The organism is Cyclobacterium sp. SOCE241 (assembly GCF_056867545.1).
In genome coordinates, this window is sequence record NZ_CP149779.1 from 700209 (window position 1) to 720740 (window position 20532).

General features: G+C 37.3%; 25 protein-coding genes and 1 pseudogene. 7 read left to right on the forward strand and 19 right to left on the reverse strand.

Translation table 11 applies throughout. The features are described from left to right. The first annotated feature begins 235 nt into the window (after positions 1–235). Positions 236–1615 (forward strand): FAD-dependent oxidoreductase, encoded by a 1380-nt coding sequence (locus WG932_RS03340; RefSeq protein WP_483086953.1) that lies wholly within the window; start codon positions 236–238, stop codon positions 1613–1615. A 24-nt stretch (positions 1616–1639) separates the two neighbouring features. After that, entirely contained in the window at positions 1640–2749 is a 1110-nt protein-coding gene (locus WG932_RS03345; RefSeq protein ID WP_483086954.1) for a hypothetical protein, read from the forward strand. Positions 2750–3472: 723 nt separating this feature from the next. Here the strand turns inward: WG932_RS03345 and WG932_RS03350 are convergent. From WG932_RS03350 to nfsB, 9 genes and pseudogenes are all read right to left on the reverse strand, one after another. Next, positions 3473–3676, reverse strand: a complete 204-nt coding sequence (locus tag WG932_RS03350; protein ID WP_483086955.1) for a hypothetical protein — start codon at positions 3674–3676, stop codon at positions 3473–3475. A gap of 38 nt (positions 3677–3714) precedes the next feature. Then, positions 3715–4077, reverse strand: a complete 363-nt coding sequence (locus WG932_RS03355; RefSeq protein ID WP_483086956.1) for a toxin-antitoxin system YwqK family antitoxin — start codon at positions 4075–4077, stop codon at positions 3715–3717. Between the two features lie 97 nt (positions 4078–4174). Then, positions 4175–5071, reverse strand: coding sequence for a YHYH protein (locus WG932_RS03360; protein ID WP_483086957.1), 897 nt, complete (start codon positions 5069–5071; stop codon positions 4175–4177). 278 nt (positions 5072–5349) lie between these two features. Then, on the reverse strand, positions 5350–6630 hold the full coding sequence (locus tag WG932_RS03365; RefSeq protein WP_483086958.1) for a sulfatase-like hydrolase/transferase: 1281 nt from the start codon (positions 6628–6630) through the stop codon (positions 5350–5352). A gap of 5 nt (positions 6631–6635) precedes the next feature. Continuing rightward, a pseudogene (locus WG932_RS03370) lies at positions 6636–6881 on the reverse strand (sulfatase-like hydrolase/transferase); the annotation flags it as partial. 30 nt (positions 6882–6911) lie between these two features. Then, entirely contained in the window at positions 6912–7244 is a 333-nt protein-coding gene (locus tag WG932_RS03375; RefSeq protein ID WP_483086959.1) for a hypothetical protein, read from the reverse strand. A gap of 67 nt (positions 7245–7311) precedes the next feature. Continuing rightward, positions 7312–7665 (reverse strand): hypothetical protein, encoded by a 354-nt coding sequence (locus tag WG932_RS03380; protein ID WP_483086960.1) that lies wholly within the window; start codon positions 7663–7665, stop codon positions 7312–7314. After that, positions 7662–8465: an alpha/beta hydrolase family protein gene (locus WG932_RS03385; protein WP_483086961.1), complete on the reverse strand. Its 804-nt coding sequence runs from the start codon at positions 8463–8465 to the stop codon at positions 7662–7664. Before WG932_RS03385 ends, WG932_RS03380 begins: the two co-directional genes overlap by 4 nt. A gap of 558 nt (positions 8466–9023) precedes the next feature. Further along, complete coding sequence (nfsB, locus tag WG932_RS03390; protein WP_014021998.1) at positions 9024–9683, reverse strand: oxygen-insensitive NAD(P)H nitroreductase; 660 nt, start codon at positions 9681–9683, stop codon at positions 9024–9026. A gap of 95 nt (positions 9684–9778) precedes the next feature. On the opposite strand from nfsB, the gene WG932_RS03395 reads away from it, so the two are divergent. Beyond that, positions 9779–10018, forward strand: coding sequence for a winged helix-turn-helix transcriptional regulator (locus WG932_RS03395; protein ID WP_483086962.1), 240 nt, complete (start codon positions 9779–9781; stop codon positions 10016–10018). Between the two features lie 8 nt (positions 10019–10026). Then, the gene (locus WG932_RS03400) at positions 10027–10122 is read left to right on the forward strand and encodes a hypothetical protein (protein ID WP_483088566.1); all 96 of its coding nucleotides are present in this window, start codon (positions 10027–10029) and stop codon (positions 10120–10122) included. Between the two features lie 29 nt (positions 10123–10151). Here the strand turns inward: WG932_RS03400 and WG932_RS03405 are convergent, their stop codons facing one another. The 8 genes from WG932_RS03405 to WG932_RS03440 all read right to left on the reverse strand — a co-directional run bounded on the left by WG932_RS03405 (position 10152) and on the right by WG932_RS03440 (position 17238). Next, positions 10152–10694 carry a DinB family protein gene (locus WG932_RS03405; RefSeq protein ID WP_014022000.1) on the reverse strand — a complete coding sequence of 181 codons (543 nt, stop codon included), beginning with the start codon at positions 10692–10694 and terminating at the stop codon, positions 10152–10154. Between the two features lie 51 nt (positions 10695–10745). Next, positions 10746–11282: a Crp/Fnr family transcriptional regulator gene (locus WG932_RS03410; RefSeq protein ID WP_014022001.1), complete on the reverse strand. Its 537-nt coding sequence runs from the start codon at positions 11280–11282 to the stop codon at positions 10746–10748. 24 nt (positions 11283–11306) lie between these two features. Continuing rightward, positions 11307–11648: a (deoxy)nucleoside triphosphate pyrophosphohydrolase gene (locus WG932_RS03415; RefSeq protein ID WP_483086963.1), complete on the reverse strand. Its 342-nt coding sequence runs from the start codon at positions 11646–11648 to the stop codon at positions 11307–11309. 167 nt (positions 11649–11815) lie between these two features. Beyond that, entirely contained in the window at positions 11816–13261 is a 1446-nt protein-coding gene (locus WG932_RS03420; RefSeq protein ID WP_149392273.1) for an Ig-like domain-containing protein, read from the reverse strand. A 394-nt stretch (positions 13262–13655) separates the two neighbouring features. Then, a complete protein-coding gene (locus WG932_RS03425; RefSeq protein WP_483088769.1) occupies positions 13656–14234 on the reverse strand; it encodes a hypothetical protein in 579 nt (192 codons plus the stop codon). Further along, a complete protein-coding gene (locus tag WG932_RS03430) occupies positions 14162–15517 on the reverse strand; it encodes a pyridoxal-dependent decarboxylase (protein WP_483086964.1) in 1356 nt (451 codons plus the stop codon). The genes WG932_RS03425 and WG932_RS03430 overlap by 73 nt, the downstream gene beginning before the upstream one ends. Positions 15518–15947: 430 nt before the next feature. Continuing rightward, positions 15948–16571 (reverse strand): hypothetical protein, encoded by a 624-nt coding sequence (locus WG932_RS03435; RefSeq protein WP_149392271.1) that lies wholly within the window; start codon positions 16569–16571, stop codon positions 15948–15950. An 85-nt stretch (positions 16572–16656) separates the two neighbouring features. Continuing rightward, a complete protein-coding gene (locus WG932_RS03440; protein WP_014022007.1) occupies positions 16657–17238 on the reverse strand; it encodes a Crp/Fnr family transcriptional regulator in 582 nt (193 codons plus the stop codon). 180 nt (positions 17239–17418) lie between these two features. Here WG932_RS03440 and WG932_RS03445 point away from each other — a divergent pair, with 180 nt between their 5' ends. From WG932_RS03445 to WG932_RS03455, 3 genes are all read left to right on the forward strand, one after another. Next, complete coding sequence (locus WG932_RS03445) at positions 17419–17793, forward strand: ArsR/SmtB family transcription factor (RefSeq protein ID WP_483086965.1); 375 nt, start codon at positions 17419–17421, stop codon at positions 17791–17793. A 185-nt stretch (positions 17794–17978) separates the two neighbouring features. Continuing rightward, a complete protein-coding gene (locus WG932_RS03450; protein ID WP_483086966.1) occupies positions 17979–18506 on the forward strand; it encodes a permease in 528 nt (175 codons plus the stop codon). Next, positions 18500–19030, forward strand: coding sequence for a permease (locus WG932_RS03455; protein WP_483086967.1), 531 nt, complete (start codon positions 18500–18502; stop codon positions 19028–19030). Before WG932_RS03450 ends, WG932_RS03455 begins: the two co-directional genes overlap by 7 nt. 476 nt (positions 19031–19506) lie before the next feature. On the opposite strand, the gene WG932_RS03460 is transcribed toward WG932_RS03455, so the two are convergent. Then, positions 19507–19686 carry a hypothetical protein gene (locus WG932_RS03460; protein WP_483086968.1) on the reverse strand — a complete coding sequence of 60 codons (180 nt, stop codon included), beginning with the start codon at positions 19684–19686 and terminating at the stop codon, positions 19507–19509. Beyond that, on the reverse strand, positions 19677–20498 hold the full coding sequence (locus WG932_RS03465) for a CNNM domain-containing protein (RefSeq protein ID WP_483086969.1): 822 nt from the start codon (positions 20496–20498) through the stop codon (positions 19677–19679). Before WG932_RS03465 ends, WG932_RS03460 begins: the two co-directional genes overlap by 10 nt. Positions 20499–20532 lie beyond the last annotated feature (34 nt).

Genomic DNA, 20532 nt, shown 5'->3' on the forward strand with positions numbered 1-20532 from the left:
AGATTTTTATTATATATGCCTTTACAAGGACATAGGGCTATATAATTTCAATGCTAATCCTTACCTTAGTCTACTTAATAACTAGGCTTGGTTTGAAACCCAGGTTGAATCAAAGTTTGAGGGATACCGTAAAACAGTTATTGATATTTCAATGTAGCATTTCTTGCATAAAAAATAGTGTGAAATCATTTACCAACATGACAGAAGCATGTTAAAAGGGTTAAAAACAAAACATATGAAGCGAAGAAAGATGATTTCCACCATGGGAGCCATTTCCCTTGGATTAGCCTCCTCACCACTTTCAAAAGCAGAGGTAGTAAAAAAGCCGTATAAAATCACGGAGAAAACTATTGAAACCGATATTTTGATTGTTGGTGGTGGTACTGCTGGAGTGGTAGCAGCCATTCAGGCAGGAAGAGCAGGAGCTAAAACAACCCTAGTAGAAAGTGGTAGCCAATTGGGAGGAACAACCACTACCGGAGGGGTTTCCTTTCCCGGGATTTTCCATGCCTGGGGAAAACAGGTCATCGGAGGCATAGGATGGGAACTGGTGATGGAAGCCGTAAATCTTAATGATGATATCCTACCCAATTTCTCCATTATACCCAATAATACAACCATTCGCCATTGGAGGCATCAGGTAACCGTTAATCCAGCACTTTACGCCTTGATTGCGGAGGAAAAGTGTGTGGAAGCAGGTGTTAATATTCACTATTACGAAACGCCTACAAGTATCGAATTTAAAGATGGAAAATGGTTTGTGAAAACAGTGGGTAAAGGGCTTAGCAATGAGATTATATGTGATCAGATCATAGATTGTACCGGTAATGCTACCGCAGCCTCTATAGCAGGTTTTAAGCTTTTGAGAGAAGAAGATACCCAACCAGGGTCATTTGTATTCAGAATAGGTGGCTATGATTTGGAAAAGCTGGACCTGTCGAAGATTCCTAAAGAATACCATTCCAGGCTCAAGCAAAACATGCTTATCAATAGTGATGTGAAAGTGGAATCATCGGTTAATAATTTCCCTCCAACTTCTCCTTATAATTATGTCTACGTACATGGTGCTGACTCCTCTACTTCGGAGCTACATACAAAGGCCAACCTGGAGGGAAGGGCTTCATTGTTGCAATTGATTAGGAAATTAAGAACATTCCCAGGTTGTGAAAAGATTAAATTATTGGATGCACGACCTGAGACGGCCATTCGGGAAACCTACAGAATTGACGGACTCTATAAAATCACTCATAATGACTATGTTACAGGGAAAGTATTTGAGGACCCCTTGTCCTATTCATTTTATCCAATTGATTTGCATAGAAACGGGAAGTCCATTTACCAGGAATTTCTAAAGGAAGACGTGGTTGCCACAATTCCACTGAGGGCATTGATACCCAAAAACAGCCAGAATTTCTTGGTGGCCGGACGTTGTCTAAGCAGTGACAGGCTGGCCAATTCCGCACTACGTGTTCAAGCTTCTTGTATGGGAATGGCGCAGGCCGCAGCGGCCGCAGCAGTATTGGCCATCAAACATAAGGTAACACCAGCAAATGTTCCTCTTCCAGAATTGAAAAATATGCTAAAGGAACATGGAGGAATAGTACCCAATGCGTAAGTTGTTCATTCAAAAAATAAATAGATGATCAATTGGATCAAAGGCTTTTTGGTTGGTGCATTATTGCTCCCATTTTCTTTTGAAAATGGAGAGGACATTCGATATTTTCAACAATCCACCATACCGCTAACTGATTCCTCTGAGGTGATTGTATCCTCTATTTATGATTCTTTATCAAGTCAGGATATTTACCAGGTGAAAACATCAACGGGTACTCCTGTACATTATTATATAGTATTTCAGGAAGGGGTATGTTTTGAAAATGAGTGCCGACCGCTGAATATACTGATCTACTGGAACATTACCGGTAGGTACCTGGGCTTTGAACTGGTGGATGGAGAATTCTTGAGTAAATTTGACCATGAACCCTTTTCTCAAGAAGAGTACGAGGAACTGGATCAGTTGTTGGCTGATCCATTCCTACCTTTGGGCAATTATACTTTTGAGGAGTTGGTCAAAAAGCCGGATACAGTCAGCCAATCCATGGATGGCGTTTCGGGCGCCACAATGAAAGACGTGTTTGAATACATTGTGCCCGGAGCTGCTTATACTACTCATAAGCTGTGGAATCTGATCCATGGTCCCATTCAACAAGAAGTGATTCGCCTGACAGAGCAGCAGCTCAATTCCTCATTGTTTAATAAAATCCTGCAGAGCAAAGATCAAAGTGACCAAACCTGGGCTTTGGAAAGGATCGCTCAGCTTTCTGATTTGGATGATTCTGTGATTGAATCCATGGGGAGGATACTTCTTGAGGGGGAGCATTTTCAATCCTACCTGCTTTTGAAATCACTTTCATCAAAGCAACTCGAATCAGAGCATTTGCAGCTTGATCTTTTCAGTCTTATAGGCAAGGTGGATTATAGCATTGAAAACATGATTTTTGATAAATTGGTTGATGCCCCTCATTTACATCCATCTGTTGTGCATGCTTCAATTCCTATCCTTGAAGAATTGAGCGGGCCACAGCTTGGTAAGTTGTTAAAGCTTTTTTCGCATCATAAAGTAAAAAATCTTGAGTTTAATCAGGCACTAAAGCAGATGGTACCCCATGATAACAGTTTTGTGGAGCGTCAGCTGTTGCAGTTTCTAGAAAATCAAAGCCAAAGCACAGACTCTTCAGGGGATTTGTAAGTTTAGTGTTGACCTACATCTGATTTGCACCTGGTCAAATTTTAGCGTTGCGTCACTTAGACCTACCATAAAAAAGTTTTCAACTTTCGTTAAAAGTCTCTTCTTCAGTATGGAATTGGAATCAATGGCTTGGGCAGACTTAGGAACTGGATCCTGTTAAGCCAAAGCCACAAAGCTGGGTAATTTTATTATTTAGTCTCTTAAAGCGTTTCGGTTAGTATGATTTTGTCAGCATTGTTGCAGAAAAGGTGCAACAATACCGCCAAAATCAAGTTCGTTCAGATTTCCTTTACCACGGGCTTCACCCGTGGCTATTATAGTTTCAGCCCTTCAGGCTTCTCTGTTTCTTTAGGGAATGGCAAGAATATCTAATCAAAATGAGATAACAATCCAAAAATATTCACTATCCCAAAATCTATTTGAAAATCAATTATCATCAAATCCTTCTAAGCGGAATGGGAAATTTCGAATTTTTAAAATTTTAAGAAAGGTTTCTTTCTAAAATTTTGACCAGCCAAAAATTAGGGATGAAGACGGATTAAACCCGAAATATTCAATAGCCAATCTATTACGTGCTGAAATCGCTTCAAAATACCCAATCGTTGCTGTTTTCAATTTCACCATAGCGGTGCTATGCTAAAATATCCAAACAGCCTGATTTTCTTGCGATTTCAACACTTATCACGATTCCTATTACATTATCCGGGTTGGAGCAAAAATCTTTTAATTTTCATACTGTACTACTTCATCTTCCAGCCCTACACAAAGAAAAGCTCTTTTTAGCCCGTAATTTCTGCCATCTTTTGCTTCATAATTGGCGAAGAGGTCTCCATTTTCCCTAAAAGCTTTTTGGATGCCTTCCTCTTTGCCCATATTCATATTGAGTACCTTAAATAGCTCACCTGTGGAGTACCATTTTTTTTGCACCCCATGTAACTTTCCTGAATTATAATTTAGGTGGGAGATTAAAAGGTGCCTTGAATCGGCAGACCAGGTTTTTTCTCACCATGTAATTTCCCCTTGTGATAATGGGCTATGTGTTTGATTTGTCCATTGGCATACCAATCCTTGGTTTCATTTTGCTTTCGACCTTCCAGGATACCCATCTTTTGTTTTATAGTGCCGTCAGGAAAATAAGTTAAAGCATAACCTGAAAATTTTTCCCCATCTAAGGTCCAAATCGAAATCTTGTTGTCATAAACAAGCTTAGATTTATCGATCGTACTTGAGGGAACCTCCAAGCGGGTGAATGTTTCCTGTTTAAGGCTTTTATCATCCTTTTTGAGGCTTGTCCACAGCTGAAGATCAATTGAATTAGAAGGATACACATTAAGTTTCTCATGGATTATTAGTTATTTTCTTGGTTCCCTTCCATTAAGTGAAATACTGGATAAGTTCTAATCAATAAATCAAAAAAGAACAAGTTTACATAATGGTGTTAGGAGTGCCTTGAAGGTCTACACCAAATAACAGAATGTATGAACCTATATAGGTCTCGTTGATGATGTGATAATGATAAAATTCTTCTCCATCACTATGTTGGGTAGCAGCAATATGTCCACCTGAAGCGTCTAAATCTGAAGGGTGATCACTTGTAGCATCACATTTTCTTCCGTAGAGTAAAAAACCATCCTGTAGTATTCCTACTAGTTTTTCATCGTCATAGGACAAAGTGGTGTTTTCCGTCACATTTGAAGCCTCCAAATGGTAATGGTAACCGGTAGGTCCCATATGCGCACCTGCATAGTCGAAACCAGAGGCTACATTGGCAGATAATGCGATATTTGGACCTTCTTCATCATTAAAAATTGGAGCTCCGGTCACAGCGATGCCTATAGCCCCCAATCCTGTAGCTGACGTAGAAGAAGCCTTCTCCGGAGTAGCTTGCACAGTAAGTGTGTAACTCGTGCTTGATATAGTACCTGGAGACATTTGACTTTCATTGGCCACACTTGGTGCTATATACAAGCTGTTGCTTTCGCTCCAGTAGGGTGAGGTATGATTTGGCAATCCGTTGGATTCAATGGTTATCTCATCGCCATCAAAAGAAACAGTCACCGCGTCTTCATTGAATTCATCGAAGGCTGCAACAGGTGTACTACCCGTGGAGGTTGCAATGGAGTCATCATCATCATTGCTGTCTGCCACATATCCACTGGGTTGGGTACAAGATGTGGTACTTACACTTGGATTTCCCAAACCGTCACCATCTGAATCCTGATACCATGTAGTTTCAGTACAAGTTTCTTCATCACTGGCGCATGAAGAAAACAAAAGGCTTGATACTACAAAAACGAGTGTTAATAAACTTGGGACTTTCATTATTCCTAAAATTAAAAATTGCTATTGAATAGAATCATTTAATAAGTTAGACGGGCTAAAGGAAAAAATCCCTCGAATTTATTCAAAGTTTTTAATAGTTAAAGGAAAAATAGATAAAACCCGGATACTCAGGCAGTCTTTATGGATTAAGGATAAGATAATTAAACTGAAAATGGTTTTTTTTAAATAATTAAAAAATTACAAATGTTCCGGTTGGTTGTTTTCGAATTTTAAGATTTAAAGCCATTTCCCTTTTGTATTTCCATTTTATTTCCTCCCTAAAAATGGCCAATATTATTGGGTTTTTTAGGAATGTTTTGCTCTTCCATCCTTTTCTGAAAAGCTTCCTTACTTTCACCTGGGCTTGGCCATACATCGCTGGGCCGATGGGCATCAGCCATCATTTTATTGATTTTTTCCACCATCTCCGTATTGTCATCACTGATGTCATTTTGCTGTTGTGGGTCAGCTACCAAATTGTACAATTCCAAAGGACTACCATTGGCTTTGTGGGCATAATATTCCCCCAACCTGATGGCTTGATTTTGATTGTGCTCCCAGTAAAGGTATTCATGTTGCTTTTGTACTCCACTGCTTGTAAGGGTTGGTAAAATACTGAGGCCGTCCAAACCTGCAGGAGGGCTAACTCTAGCCAATTCAGCTGCCGTGGGAAGGAAATCCCAAAAAGCCCAGATATGATCACTTTCAGAACCAGGAGCAATATGACCTGGCCAACGTGCCATGGCAGGTACATGAAAACCCCCATCGTACTCATTGCTTTTATGTCCTCTTGTAGGGGATTGGTGATTGAAGAACTCACTCAATGTAGGGCCTTCTTTGACATCGAGGTACCTTTTTTCATAGCCATGACTTGAATCCCCATTGTCTGAAGCAAAGAATATGATGGTGTCATCATCCAAGCCCAAGGACTCCAATAAGTTCATTAATTTGCCCACTTCTGTATCCATACGGGAAACCATAGCCGCCCACTCTTTGTGTTGGATTGGCCAGTCTTTGTCCTTATATTCTCCAAGTTCAGGTACGATAAGTGGTCCATGGGGCACTGTATTGGCGAGGTACAAGAAGAAAGGTTGGTCTTTGTTTTCCTTAACAAAATCCAAGGCCTTTTCGTTGATGATATCAAAGGAATAAACAGCGGAAGAGGGGTCTTTGATGCCGTTTGGAATAACTTTCCCTTCCTCATCATAAGCACTGGCCTTGGAATAATTTTCAATTTCATAGTGGTTTTGGTTCCCTGGGAAAAATACTTTTTCTTGATTGTGATACAAGAATTGAGGGTAATAGGTATGGGCTTGGCGTTGGTTGAGATAACCGAAAAATTCATCGAAACCCATCTTATTGGGGATTCCAGGTTGGTTTTCCAAGGCCAAACCCCATTTCCCAAACAGGCCGGTTTTGTAACCTGCTTCTTTGAGCAACATGGCAACGGTATAATCTCCTTCTTGTAAAGATTCACGGTACGATTGGTACGAATTCCCCTTACTCTGGCATGTCCCTGATGCAATCCCTGCATCAGAGAAGATCTGGAAGGAGCACAAACAGAACTACCTGCATAGGCATTGGTAAACTTGATTCCTTCATAGGCTATTCTGTCAATGTTTGGGGTTTTGATTTTTTCCTGCCCATAGCAGCCTAAGTCTCCCCAACTCAAGTCATCACTTAAAATAAATATGATATTCGGAGACCTTTCCTCTTTTATTTCCTTTTTATTGGAAGTACAAGAAAAACACACACTAAAGGCCAAAGTAAGACTGATGATGTAAGAATGATAAGTACGTGTAATGTTCATGGAAAGTAGGATTAAGGCTTTTGTGAATATTTAAGGGGTAGCTGTAAGGGACTTGAGTCTGTCTATGGCATTCTGATTATGAGGGTTTAAATCAAGTGATTTTTTAAAATTTACAATGGCTTTTTTATGGTTGCCTAAATAAAGAAAGCCCTCAGCCAAACTATCATATAAATTGGCTGATTTGGGGTATAATCTGATTGCCAAATTAAATACATTCACCCCTTGATTTGAGGTTTTGGAATTAAAAATCAATTGAAGTCCTAGGGTATTTAAGCTTCCTTCCGGAAGGTTAAGGTTGGGGTGTTTAATTTTACTTTGCTCATATAGTTCCCATAGTCCATTGTAATCCTTTGCAGCAGCCAAATCATTGAAATCAATAAAAGTAAAGGCAGTGCTTTTTTGCCCCTTCTTTTGGTAGCTTATGATTTTATTATTTGTTGAAATCTGCTCTAACTGGCCTTTGAAGGTTTTTTTGCCATATTATCATCCAATAATAGGCTTTCAAAAAACTCAAACTAAGTATTGATACCCATTTATAAGCATTCATTATTTCAAGATCACTTTTGTCTTGTCTGGTGTCTCGAACTTCAAAAAGAACCCCAAGGGTGCTGAAATACGCATGGGTTAAATTAAGAAATTTTAGTCGATAAGTTCGGTTGAGGGATAGGCTGTCATATAAATCAAACCTAGTATTAAGAGTCGAGTCAATCTTGTCTTCCTTGAGCACCATTTCAGGAATGTCTTTTTGGGCCATATGTAAGTAGGGCACATCCAATTTGTTCAAATCGAAGAAGGGGATTTTTTCAATAAAGCATACTGGTACCTTTCGGTACCATCCAGACTGACAATGGCCTTAATGTTTTCATTGCGCATCTGGGCAGTAACATTGGATAAGCCGCCAAAACTAAAGCCCATGACAGCGATTTTATTGGGATCAACATTTGGGAGTTGCATGGCCTTTCTAATCAGGAACTCAACATCTCTGGCCTGGGTTTCTATTTCCTTTGCCAGGTTATTTCCAAACCACCTCGTATCCGTTCCTCTACTGGGACTGGAAATGACTATAAAACCCTCGCTTGCCAGGTATTCGCACAGGGCGAAATTTTCAATGGAGGAAGCTTGAAAACTTGGTGCATACACAACCAATGGATATTTTCCCTTGGCCTTTTTCAGATCAGTATAAGCATTGGTTTTCTCCTTAAGATGGGCTTGGTTGGCGGGACTGTTGGCATAATAAAACCAATTCAATATTTGTTCATTGGGAAGGTTTTCCCATTCCTCTTCCTCTTTTAAAATCTGAAGGTAATCAAGAACCCGTAGGGCTGCTATACTGTCAACATTTTGGGAAGAAGGATACCATATGCTTGTAGGAATGGGCCTTGCGATTTTTTCATTGCTATAATCGTAAATTCTACTGTAGGTTCTGGAACTGTCTGCGCTGGTGTAATGCAGAAATCCAACGCTATAGGGGCCTTTGTCTAGGTCTATTTTAGCCAAGGAAGTTTGTCCATAATTTAAATGAACTTGAAAAATAATGAGGAGGAACGCTACAAGGAATTGCATGGTTTTATTATCTGAGTTCATTGCAATGGCTGCCCTACTTCGGTAAAGATTGTGGGCTTAGGCTTCAACTTCCATTTGATAGTTAAGTATTGGCTTATAGGTAGCTGGCTAATTTTTATGTCCCTAATTTAATGGGATTTTAGTCCTAATAAAAGTTATATTTACAACAAGTAGTAGATAATCCCGAAATATGCAATAGACATTCTATTACGTGCTGAAATCGCTTTAAAATCAGCTACTTAGTTGCTGTTTTCAATTTTAGCATAGCGGTGCTATGCTAAAATTGAAAACAGTCTGATTTTCTTGCAATTGCAACACTTATTACGAATCCAATTACATAATCCGGGATAATGCATTGTTTATTCAAAATGGTTAAAATCGGTGTGATAATCTTTTATTTATAAGGATATGCCTTTTGAGTGTTTTATAAAATGATTTTATTTTGACGTAAAAATAAAAATGACCCAATCAGGGTCATTTTTATTAGCACATCGGTAGGTAATTACTTTCATACCCAATGTAATTCTGAATTGGGTAACCAAATGATAATTAGGGTAAGCCTGTTAGCATCATTACTGTTTAGACAAGGGTAAAAATTTCTTGCTCTGGTAGTCTTGATTTTGGTGTCTTGTCTGTAGTGTTAAAATCTGTGGTTGTCCGGTAACCTATGGAAACGGCGGTTACTGAAGTAAATCCTTTTTCTCTTAAACCAAACTCCTCATCTAATGCTTTTACGTCAATACCTTCCATAGGTACTGCATCGATGTTAAGAGCAGCCACTCCGAGTAAGAAATTGCCTATGTTTAAATAAACCTGTTTTTCTAACCAATGTGGTAGGTCTTTCAAATCGTATTTGTGGATGTTGGCAAAGGCATTTCTACCGCCATGCATACCTTGTTTTACCTGTTCATTTGGAAATCTACCATCCAGGTCTTCCACGGCCAAAACATGTTGCATATAGTCTTCATCTGCAGTGATTCTTGAACAAAATAATACGACATGGGAAGCATTTAATACCTTGGATTCATTGAAGGAATAAAACCCTTGTGTTCCTTTGGCAATTCGTTTTTTGCCTTCTTCAGTTGATGCAATAATAAAATGCCAAGGTTGTAAATTTGTACTAGAAGGACTCATCCTTAAAAGTGCCTTTACTTGGTCAAAATCTTCTTTTGAAATTTTCTTGTTTGGATCAAATTCTTTAGTGGAATATCGCCAGTTTAATACATTCTTTATGTCCATAATTTTATACTATAAGATTTATAGTTGCAAAAGTAAAGATAGTGTTATAACTTTGCAATAACGGTCAAATTGGATAGTATAAAATTTTTGAAAGAATGTATAAATTTAAAGGCAAAGAATACCCTTGTTGTGCCAGTCTAACGATGGGACTAATCGGTGGTAAGTGGAAAACAGTAATACTGTTTCACCTAAGAAATGAAGCCATGAGGTACAATGAACTGAGGAAAGAAATGCCCACAGTTACAGAGCGTACTTTAAGCTTGCAATTGAAAACCTTAGAAGAAGATGGTATTATTAAAAGAAAGGTATATACCAGTAAACCCCTCTTAAGGTAGTTTATTCCCTGACCGATTTTGGAAAAACATTGATTCCGGTGGTTCAATCCATAGCAGATTGGGGACACAATGTTGTTCACAATGGCATTGAAGTTTCTGAATAAATAATTTCTCGCAGGTATTTACCTATTTGTTATTGTAGAATTTTGTTGGCTTGTACCATATGACGGTCATTGTGGTAAATGACAACCCTAAAAGTATCACCTAATTTCAATTTAATCCATTTTGAGATACTGATGGCCGTTTTGGTTTTGTTAAGGTCTACCATTTTTGCCTTTTCGAGAAGATCTAATAGCTGTACTTGTTGGGTTAGAAACCGCTGGAGAGTTGTTTTGTCCAGTGAGCTACCTATAGGGTTTTTGTCCTTGAAGGTTTTCATTTTGTTCAATTTCTCTTTAGGAAGCATGGTTTTGGCAAAATAGTTACCAAGAAAACCGGATTTGAAGGTTGCATTTGATTCGGTTTTTGATTTGCCTATGCTTCTGCTAATTTCCGGGATATAAAAATCTCCATAAAGGTTCAGATGTTCTATACATTCCAAAATACTCCATTTTTCCGATCCGGGTTTTTGATTCAGTATTTCTACGGATAAGCTATTGAATTTTTTAACCTGATTGATGTTAATCCGTGTTCGTTCCACCAAATCTTGTATTAATTTTTCTGAGGCTATTTTCATCGTTTTTTTAACAAAATTCGACGTAAATCAATTGTAAAACATTGATTTAGATCAAGATTTTTTTAGCCTAGACAATGTCTCCGGTGTCATTCTTAAGTAAGAAGCGATGTGTTTGTTAGGGATTTCCTGAAACAATTGAGGACTTCTGGCCAATACTCTTTTGTACCTTTTTAGAGGTGAGCTTGTTAAAATATCTCGCTCTCTTTCCATCTGTTGGTAGATCAACTCTCCGAGCATCTGTTGCCAGGTATTGGAATATTCTATGCTGCTTTGAACGAAGCGCATAAAGGTAGTTTTTCTGATAACTTTTAACTCTGTTTTTTTAATTGCCTGAATGTATAAATCTGACGGCTTTTCAGTAATGAAGGAATCTAGAGCTGCGATAAAGTTATTTTTATAACCAAACCGAATGCAGTTTTCTTCGAATTCTTCCAACACATAAATTCTCAAACTTCCACTTTTCACAAAGTAAAGATTTGTATCAATACTCCCTTTGATCTTTAAGTGTTCCTTTCGCTCTAATTCTACTTTTTTATCCCACAAGTTCAATTGATCAAATTTGGTTACAAAGGTGGAAATAGGATTCATTTTTTGGTTATAGTAAAATGTGTTTCATTGATTATTTTGTAATTTTTGCACGATGGGTATATCTGCTGCTGCCCAATCCAGTGTGTCCAACTCTTCAGTTTTTAGCCATTCAAGGCTGATGTGCTCATGAAGTTTAAGTTCGTCCGAATCAACCCGACAAAGGTAGGCATGCAGGGTAACTTCTATGTTGGGGTATTGATGAATTACAGTGAGAAAATAAGATTGATTGCTGAAAGATAAATTCAATTCTTCCAGTAATTCACGACGCAGAGCTTCAATATGAGTTTCCCCTGTTTCAATTTTTCCTCCCGGAAATTCAAATTTTTCGAAATATATTGTTGTTTGCTTTCGGGTCTTTGGACGCATAATATGCGATTTTTAAATAGGATTATACCTGCAACTACATCAATTCGTTTCATAAATGGGCTATTTAATCTCTTAAAAGGAAGCTATTTTGCATAGGTAGGGGCTTCTAAATTAAATTGTGATTGGTAGTTTTTCTTTCGGCATTCAATTTTCCGGTAAAAATATAGCTAGTTTTCATCTAAAATAATAATCCTTCTATCGCCAACATCACTCACAATGATTTGGTTTTTTGAATTGAGATCAATACCCGAAGCAATTGAGAAATAATCTTCTTTGATCCTTTCAATTATATTAAAGTGGATATCAGTTCTAATAATTACCTTGGAACATGCCAAGTATATTTTTTCGTCCTTTACGGCAATATCGTAAATTCTTGGAATGTCTGGAATAATAACTCTTTGGATAAAATTACCTTCTAGATCAAAAACCTGAAGTGCATTATTATCAGAAACCAATACCCTATCTCCCATAACTGCAATTCCCCAAGGGTATTGAAATGTTCCGTTGGAGGTGCCATTATGCCCCCATTTTAAAATAAAATTTCCTTGTTTATCAAATTTTTGGATTCGGTGATTCGCATGATCTACTGCATATATATATTCATCTTTATCTACAGTTATTTGCCTGAAATATTTAAATTGGCCATCTCCATTCCCTGTTCCACCCCATTCCACAATCTTAGCTCCTTCTTTATTTTCAATGGAGATTTTATTTTCATCTGACCTTGTGATGATCACATTTCCACTTTTCAAAAAGTGAATGTCTCTCGGTGATTGGATAGTTTTAAACTTCCTGATATAATCCCCTGTCATATTGAACATTTCAATTTTATTAGCATTTACATCAGCCACATAAATATTATCTGTGGCATCTACACTTACATGTTCATTGAAATAAAATTGTCCATTATCACTGCCTTGTGAACCAAATGTTGTCTTGACATCATAAAGATCTTCGTTGGTATAGCCATACACCTTGCTACTGTATTCACTGAATTCTGTTTTAGAATTATAGACTCTTACTTTGTAATAATGATTTGTCAAGTTCGAAGGAATATTTACATCTTCAAAGTAATTGTTCTCGGTTTCACCAATCAGTTCATATTGATCAGAGGTTTCATTTAATCTGAATACTTGATTATTTTTTGCCTGATTGTCTTTAAACCAGTTCAATACTATTTTACCACCAAATTCACCCTTTGATGCTTGAAGGTGGAAAGGAGTATTCATAGTTGGTAATATTAGTAAAATGGTGGTTTCCATACTAGCTGAATTATCTGAACTGTCAGTAGCTACAGCTTTAAGTGTATATTCTGCTGATGAAAAATCATTGGCATTTACAATGAAATTATAGGGTGGACTCCATAAATTACCTACAAGCTGATTATCGAGAAATAATTCCACCTTCTCAATACCTATGTTGTCCGAGGCTTCTACCAACACCTCAAAAGTTTCAGAAGTTATTTCCTCATTTAAAGGTTCTATTATTTCAATAATCGGGTTAGTTTGATCCAACCCTACAATTGGTACCGAGCTGTCTTCCTCACAAGAAATTGAAATGAATAGGATGGCAGAAAAAAGTAATACATGTTTTAAAACACTTTCACAGCACATTTTATCTTTTTTAAAAAATTAATATTCAACCTACTTTAGTTGAATAAAATAAGTAGTTTTCATTTAATAGGAAAAGCATGTTATTTCTCCGCGCAAAGTTTTTAATTTTTTAAACTATTTCCTTTATTTTAATTTAAAAATCCGGGTGAATTAAACCCTAATCTTGCAATAGAGAATTAATAACGTGGTGAAATCGCTTCAAAATCAACCACTTCGTTGCTGCTTTCACTTTCACCTTATCGGTGCTTTGCTATAATCTCCAAACAGCTACCCGTTAACATAGGCGGGCGAGGCTTTACCCCGGAATATGCCAGGGAGGAGAATCCCATTACTTATTCCGGGTTAAAGTTAGTTTGAAAGGGCATATTTAAAAATTAGAAAGGCATAATTTCTTCTATTTTAGAATGAAATTATTTTTTTGGAATTCCGGGTTTGGGGCTGGTGGTACAGCACTTAAATCTATCTTCGGAAAGGCAATATGCCAATCTGTTTTACAGTTTTCTCTTAAATCAGCCAAAAAAGCATCAATCCGTTCTTTGCCAACTGAGTGCATAACGAAAATATGGGAATAAGAACGCAACTGCCGTTCACTTTCATTGACAGGAACCCAAAGTCTATCCGTATCTAAGGACCATTTGTAATTTAAAGTTTCATTGACCAAACGAAAACGCACGGTCAGACTTAAGCGGGACCGGGCAATCCATAGATCCACTTCGTTACCAAATTTAGCTTTTAATTCTGATTCAAATTTAAACAATTCTGCCTCCAGATAGGCCGAAATATTTTCTGTTTCAACGGCCTTATTCATATTGTCTTCATAACTCATTCTAGAAAAATAATCCCATAGGATCATGGGCGAAAAAGCAGACCGAGAACCTCCAAGTGTAGTGTCAGGCGTTCCTAAAAAGAACTTGCAGCATCCGGAGGCAAAAGTTGATAGCCGGTTCGCGTCATAAAGATACCCGAAGGCCAAGGCCCACCAAGCCATTTATGCATGGAACAACCTACGCTCATCACCGCCGGATTACGAAAATCAAATATGGGGCCTTTTTCATTCAATAGATTGCGGTTGTGGGCCATTTCCACAAAGGGAAGGTAAGCTGCACCGAGCGCCCCATCCACATGGAGCCAAAAGCCTCTTCTTATATCAAATAATGGATTTCCTTCTTCGTCTTTTCCATACACCACCTTTCGTTCCCAAAGCCATGGATATTCTTTGCCTAGCTCTTCAAACATGGCATTAATTGCAGGAACATCATCATAAGCTCCTTTCCAAGTAGTACCAATATTGGCCACAACAACTACAGGGTAGCCTTTATCTATAAAAAAATGAACCAGTTTTTTTAATTCGTCAATTTTTACCGAACCGGATTGCGGATTGTCTTTGTCAAAATCATGGGAAGGAACCATTTCAGGCCAACTTCCATTACCAGTTATGGGGCATTGACCGGGAAATTTTTCTTCACCTATTTGCTGAAATGTAGACAGTTCAAGCAAATGCGATGCCTTTTGTATGGAGTAATGAACATCTTCCGAATAGAAGAGCACAGGGGTGTAGGCGTTTTCAGAACTTTCCTCATTTTTTATAGGAGCCTTATAAGAAAAATGTTGGCCTCTTGTTTCTCTTCCCCTTCTGGTGTAAGCATCAATTTGCGCATTTGTTTTTTGGTCTTCAAGAATGGTCTTGCCTTTAAGGTAATCTCTGGCATTGAACAACCCGTAAATATTTCCTTCGGTAAATCCCATTGTAAGCACATACCCCCAATACCTTGAATCTGCATCCTGTTGATCTATAGCTGCAGTGTGAGGCCAATTGTTGTTCCATAACGCTGCAAAATAGTCCAATACTGCCCGCTCGCAAAATTTTGAATTAAGGGTATAACGGCCACTGCTAAAAGGGTCCCCAATATTGTTGGCATGCATGTCCATAAGGTATGGAAATCGATTTGCATAGTTCTGATCCTGATTTCCTTGAAACCCTGCGAAATTGGAATGTTGGGTTTCAATAAACGCTTTAAAAGAAGACAAGGCTATTGCTCGTTCTTCTTCGGTCAAACCTGTTGGAGGGATTTCAAATTGACTGTATTCTATTTTTGGAAAATTTCCACATACATCCTTAGGAGGTACTGGAGTATACACTTCTTTTGGGTCATTACTTGGCCTGGATACAACGGCGCCTTGGGGTACCTGATCAATCCACGGAATTTGTTTAGGACCATATGGTACATGTTGAGAATTTGGGTTTACTGTAGACATGGTTATTCATTTTGTTAAAAAGGTGGCTTTTGGAGAGACATTCGATGGCAAAAGTTGGTATAAAAAAGGTAGTCTAGTAATTGCCATTTTGAAGCTTCATAAAAATACTCTATAAAGGCAAAAATCCTACAGATACTACTCTCCTGACTAAAATTATAAAATCTGTTCGTTATCTTTAGGTTTGTTGGTCTAATATACAGAGAGTTATCTAAACGTACAAGTCCCTTTAGTTGCACAAGGGATCGGCTGCCAACCAATGAATAGATGAAAATATTGAAACTGTATTTCAGTGGAGTTCAAGGGAACGAAAAAGTTAAACCTAGTTGCTTTTTAAAAAAAGTTGGGAAAAGTGAATTTGTCAGCATTGTAAATTTTTTGAAGAACAATGCTGACAAATGGAATAAGACCGGCTGCTCAGCCAAAACTAAAATTAAAAATTATAACCAAAATGAAGTCCCGGTTCACCTATTTGAAATTTCGACCATTTATCGTCCAATTGCTTAAACGATTCAGGCATTTCGGTATGATAGGGGCGATGAGTGACTGCAATGGACGGTTCTATGAAGAATTTGTCCTTGAATAACTTAAAGTGGTAACCAATCCGGTAGGTATTGAAAATTTGGAAGCCATTTTTTATTTTTTTGTTTTCTTCATCCTTAAAAGTTTGCCAGCCATTCATTACGTGAAGGCCAGTATATAAGCCCTTCCACCAAAAGCGTTGGTAGGCCAAGGCAAATCCAAATTCCCTAATATAGCCTGGAAACTTTTCTTCGGGTGCTTCAAAAGAATCCCCATAAGGAATCCCTAGTGACCAGGCATATTTCCAGGTTTTTAGCTCTAAAGACAAGGCATCTTTAGGGCCTAAGCGGTACCCTAAGTTCAACTGGGCAAAGTCTGGGGAGTTGTCATCAGGTATTAAATTGCTAAACACAAAGAAGGTGCTCCCAACGAAGAACTTGCTATGGGTAGTATCCTGTTTTGCATATTGCGCTTTTACCTGGAAAGGAAAGACGCTTAATAAAATGAAGCAAATTATTATTGTCAATTTTTGCATTATTTTTAATGTTTTAAGTTAAAAGATAATGCAAAGTTGGGGGGTAAGCTGCCTAAAAAACGTTCACTTAAGGTAAGAAATGAGTTTAATTCCTTTTTGTTTTCTGAAGCCTTGCTTTTAAACGACTAAGGGATTGTGGGGTAATTCCCAGAAAACTTGCCAATTGATGTTGTGGTACCCTTTGAATCAAATCAGGCCTCGTTGCTACTAAGTTTTCATAACGTTTGGCAGGAGGGGAGTACTTAAAATTATCAAGAGAGCTTTGACTTTTTTGCAATAATTCTTCCGAAATAATTCGGCATAGGGTTTCAAATCGAGGGAATCTAGCAAACATTTCATCATCAAGTTCACTGGTAGAAGCAGAGATTATTGAGTCTTCAATGCAAGAGAGATAATAACTAGAAGGCTTTTTATTTATGGCGCACTCCGGAACTTCACCTTGCAGTTCAGTATAAAAATTGGTGGTTTTTTCCTCTCCATCAATAATATAATATTTTCTTATACAACCCTTTAATACAAAATACCCCAAATCTGATTGCTGTCCTTCTTCAAGTAAAAGGGTGCCTTTCTTTATTTCCCTGAATAAGTTTAATTCTAGAATAACATTTTTTTCCTCGGATGTCAAGGGCATGTATTTAGAAATATAATCAAATAGCAATTGGTGCATGGGAATCTGGTTTTGAGTCTTACAAGCGATAAGATTCTTTGATAAAATTGACTAATTAACTTACTAATCTACCTGCTTTTTTCACTAAAAAAAATATGTTTTTTGACTGATTGTTAGTGCAAGACAGAAAGGAATTGAAAGGTTTTTAATATCAATTTGGCTTTTTAAGAGGATTGAATTATGTTTGTAAAACATATGTGGAATAGTGCATATGTGGTTTTGGGTTCAATTGGGAATATTGAAAACTCAATTTATTTAAAATCTTATTTAGTAACTGTCGAAAGCATGCCAAGTATTCAAAGCAGCATAATTCTTTTTAAAGCCTTGTCTGAGATCACCCGCCTAAAAATAATTTGGCTATTGATTAACATGGATTCAAAAACATGTGTTTCGGAAATAGTTGATGTGTTAAATGTTCCTCAATATAATGTTTCTCGTCATTTGAGGATTCTTAGTAAAGCCGGTTTACTTGAAGAAAGTAAAGAAGGAAAATGGGTTTACTATTATATAAAAGAGACAGACAGTGAGTTTTTATCTTACCTAAAAAAGCCATAAGCATTTTACCTGAAAAGGAAATGGCCATTGAAATTGAACGGTGTCAGCAAAAACTTTTGGCACGGAAATCCTAAATTATTATTTCATTTAGCTCAAAAAATAATATAATTTCTTTTGACCTTTTATATGCGCAAATGCGCATATGTTAATTAATATATTTCATAACCAAATAAACACGATTATCAATGAATGAAAATTTAAAATTAGCTGTAGACGAGTTTATCCATGTGGGTGTAGCCTTACTCTTTATTATAGCTTTGGTATCCCTCCTTACAGGTTTTGTTCGGGCTTATATTCCTCAAGAAAAGTTACAGAAAAGACTTAGTAAAACAGGAAAATACAGTGGTGTGATGGGGGCTATTTTAGGAATTCCTACTCCATTTTGCAGTGCATCAATGGTGCCTGTATCAATGGGAATGCTTGAAATGGGAGCTCCGCTTTCCATGGTTTTCTCCTTTTTACTGTCAGCACCTTTGGCCAATTTCGTAGTTGTGGCATTTATTTTTGCAGTTTTTGGCCTACAAGTTGCCATAGTTTATTTTTTAATAGTCTTTATCGGAGCTATAATTTTTGGTACCATCGCCGGTAATTCATTTCTTGTAAATCACATTAAAACTTTTGATACCAAACCCAATAATAAAGGATGCGGCGAAAATACCCCGAAATCCAAAGTTGCGGAACCACTTCTTGTAGTGAAGTTAGTCAGGTGGTAGTAAAATCAGAAACCGCTTGCGCTGCAGTGGTGGAAACCAAAACAAGTTGTGAGGAGTTTAATCAGGTGAACTCTTGTTCTGCGACCTCTCAAAGTCAATTCAATGGCATAAAAAATGAAAAGGTTAGAGAAGCATTGGATTTCGCTTGGTCATTGTTTAAAAGAATTATGCCTTATGTTATTATAGGGGCAATCATTAGTGCTATTTCTGTTGTCTTTGTTCCTGATACATTTGTGGAAAATTATTTAGGCAATGACAACCCAATGGCTATATTTTTAGCTGCTGTAGTAGGTGTGCCACTTTATTTACGTATCGAGATGGCGATACCTTTACTTAATGTTTTGATTGGCAAGGGAATGAGTATGGGGGCAGCGATGGCATTACTTATCGGAGGGACAGGAGCCAGTCTTCCTGAGATTGCGATTGTATCATCTATGTTAAAACCGAAGGCAGTTGTAGCTTTTGTAATTTCTATTATATCCATTGCGATTTTTGGAGGCTTTATTTTTTACTATTTATTTTAGGTAGGGGATTAATTGTAAAATGGTATAGAAATTTAACAAACCTAAATTAAAGGCATTCAGCAGTAGGTGTTTCCTAAGGAGCTTTATTCCGAAATAGGTATCAGCCCTTCAAATTCGAGTTGAAATCAAGATAAAGTCAGCGCTTCTTTACTGGACCAACTTTCATTTTGGCAACGAGCTACTTAAATTTATAAACAGCCTGTTTTTTTCGACTACAACATCAATAAGAATCCCATTATTTAATCCGTATTTATTCTTGGGAGAAGGAAATGCTATTTAGGCTACTCTAAAAATCTGAGGGTGTTACCCTTCTTTTATAGATTAGATTTTGTCAGCGGAAGTTCTAAGTTGAGTAATTTCGTTGGCAAAATCTTATCTGTTAAGTTTCTACAATTTACCAGCTTTTTTAAGCTGAACAGCTTATGGTATAAATTGAATGCTCAATTATTATAAACATTTTAAAATTGGCAGGATGGTTAATCATCATTATCCAGCATTTTGTATTTTTTTTGTTTATCATTCCATCGTTTCATGGCATATTGCTGCATGTCTTCGATTTTATCCTTTTCGTCCACAATCTCAAACCCTAGCAATGTCTCTATGATATCCTCAAGGGTTGCAATTCCATCCATCCCTCCATATTCATCTACGACCAAAGAAATATGTTCTTTTTTTGAAGCATTTCTTCCCATGCATCAAATAGGCTGATATTACTTGAGAATATCAAAATTTCACGTTTGATGTCTATAAGCCTTAAGTCAAAGTGATCCTCCGCTAACTTTTCGAAAACATACTCTCTTAAAACGTAGCCTGTTATATTATCTTTATTTCCTTTAAATATAGGGATCCTTGAAAAATGCAAGAACTCTTTGTTCTTTAAAAACTCTTTTAAAGTCATTTCTTCATTTGCTGCTACGACAACAATCCGAGGAGTCATGACCGTCTTTAACTTTAAATTTTTAAGTTTGATTAAATTCTGAATAATTTTATTCTCTTTGTCCGCAAAAATACCCTCTTGAGTACCGATACTGGCCAAGGCAGAAATCTCTTCTCTACTGGTAGTAAGCACAGTTTTTTCTCTGGAAAGTAATTTTGTTAGTATAGAAGCTAACCAAACCAATGGGTAGGTAATAAAAATCATACCTCTAATGATTTTAGAGGTAATGCCAATCAAATCTCTGTTGTAATTGGCCCCAAGGGTTTTGGGAATTATTTCTGTAAATATCAAAATTAGGATGGTTAAGATGGCAGATATAAGTCCAAAATAGGCTTCTCCAAATAGTACTGTAGCCTGTGCTCCCACACCAGCAGCCCCCACTGTATGTGCTACAGTGTTCAAAGACAATATGGCAGAAAGAGGTTTGTCGATATCTTCTTTTAAATGAAGCATGGCATCTGCGTTTCTGTTCCCTCTTTTAGACTGGGACTTTAAAAATGATACCGGTACAGATAATAACACCGATTCCATAATTGAACACAAAAATGAAATAAATAGGGCAATA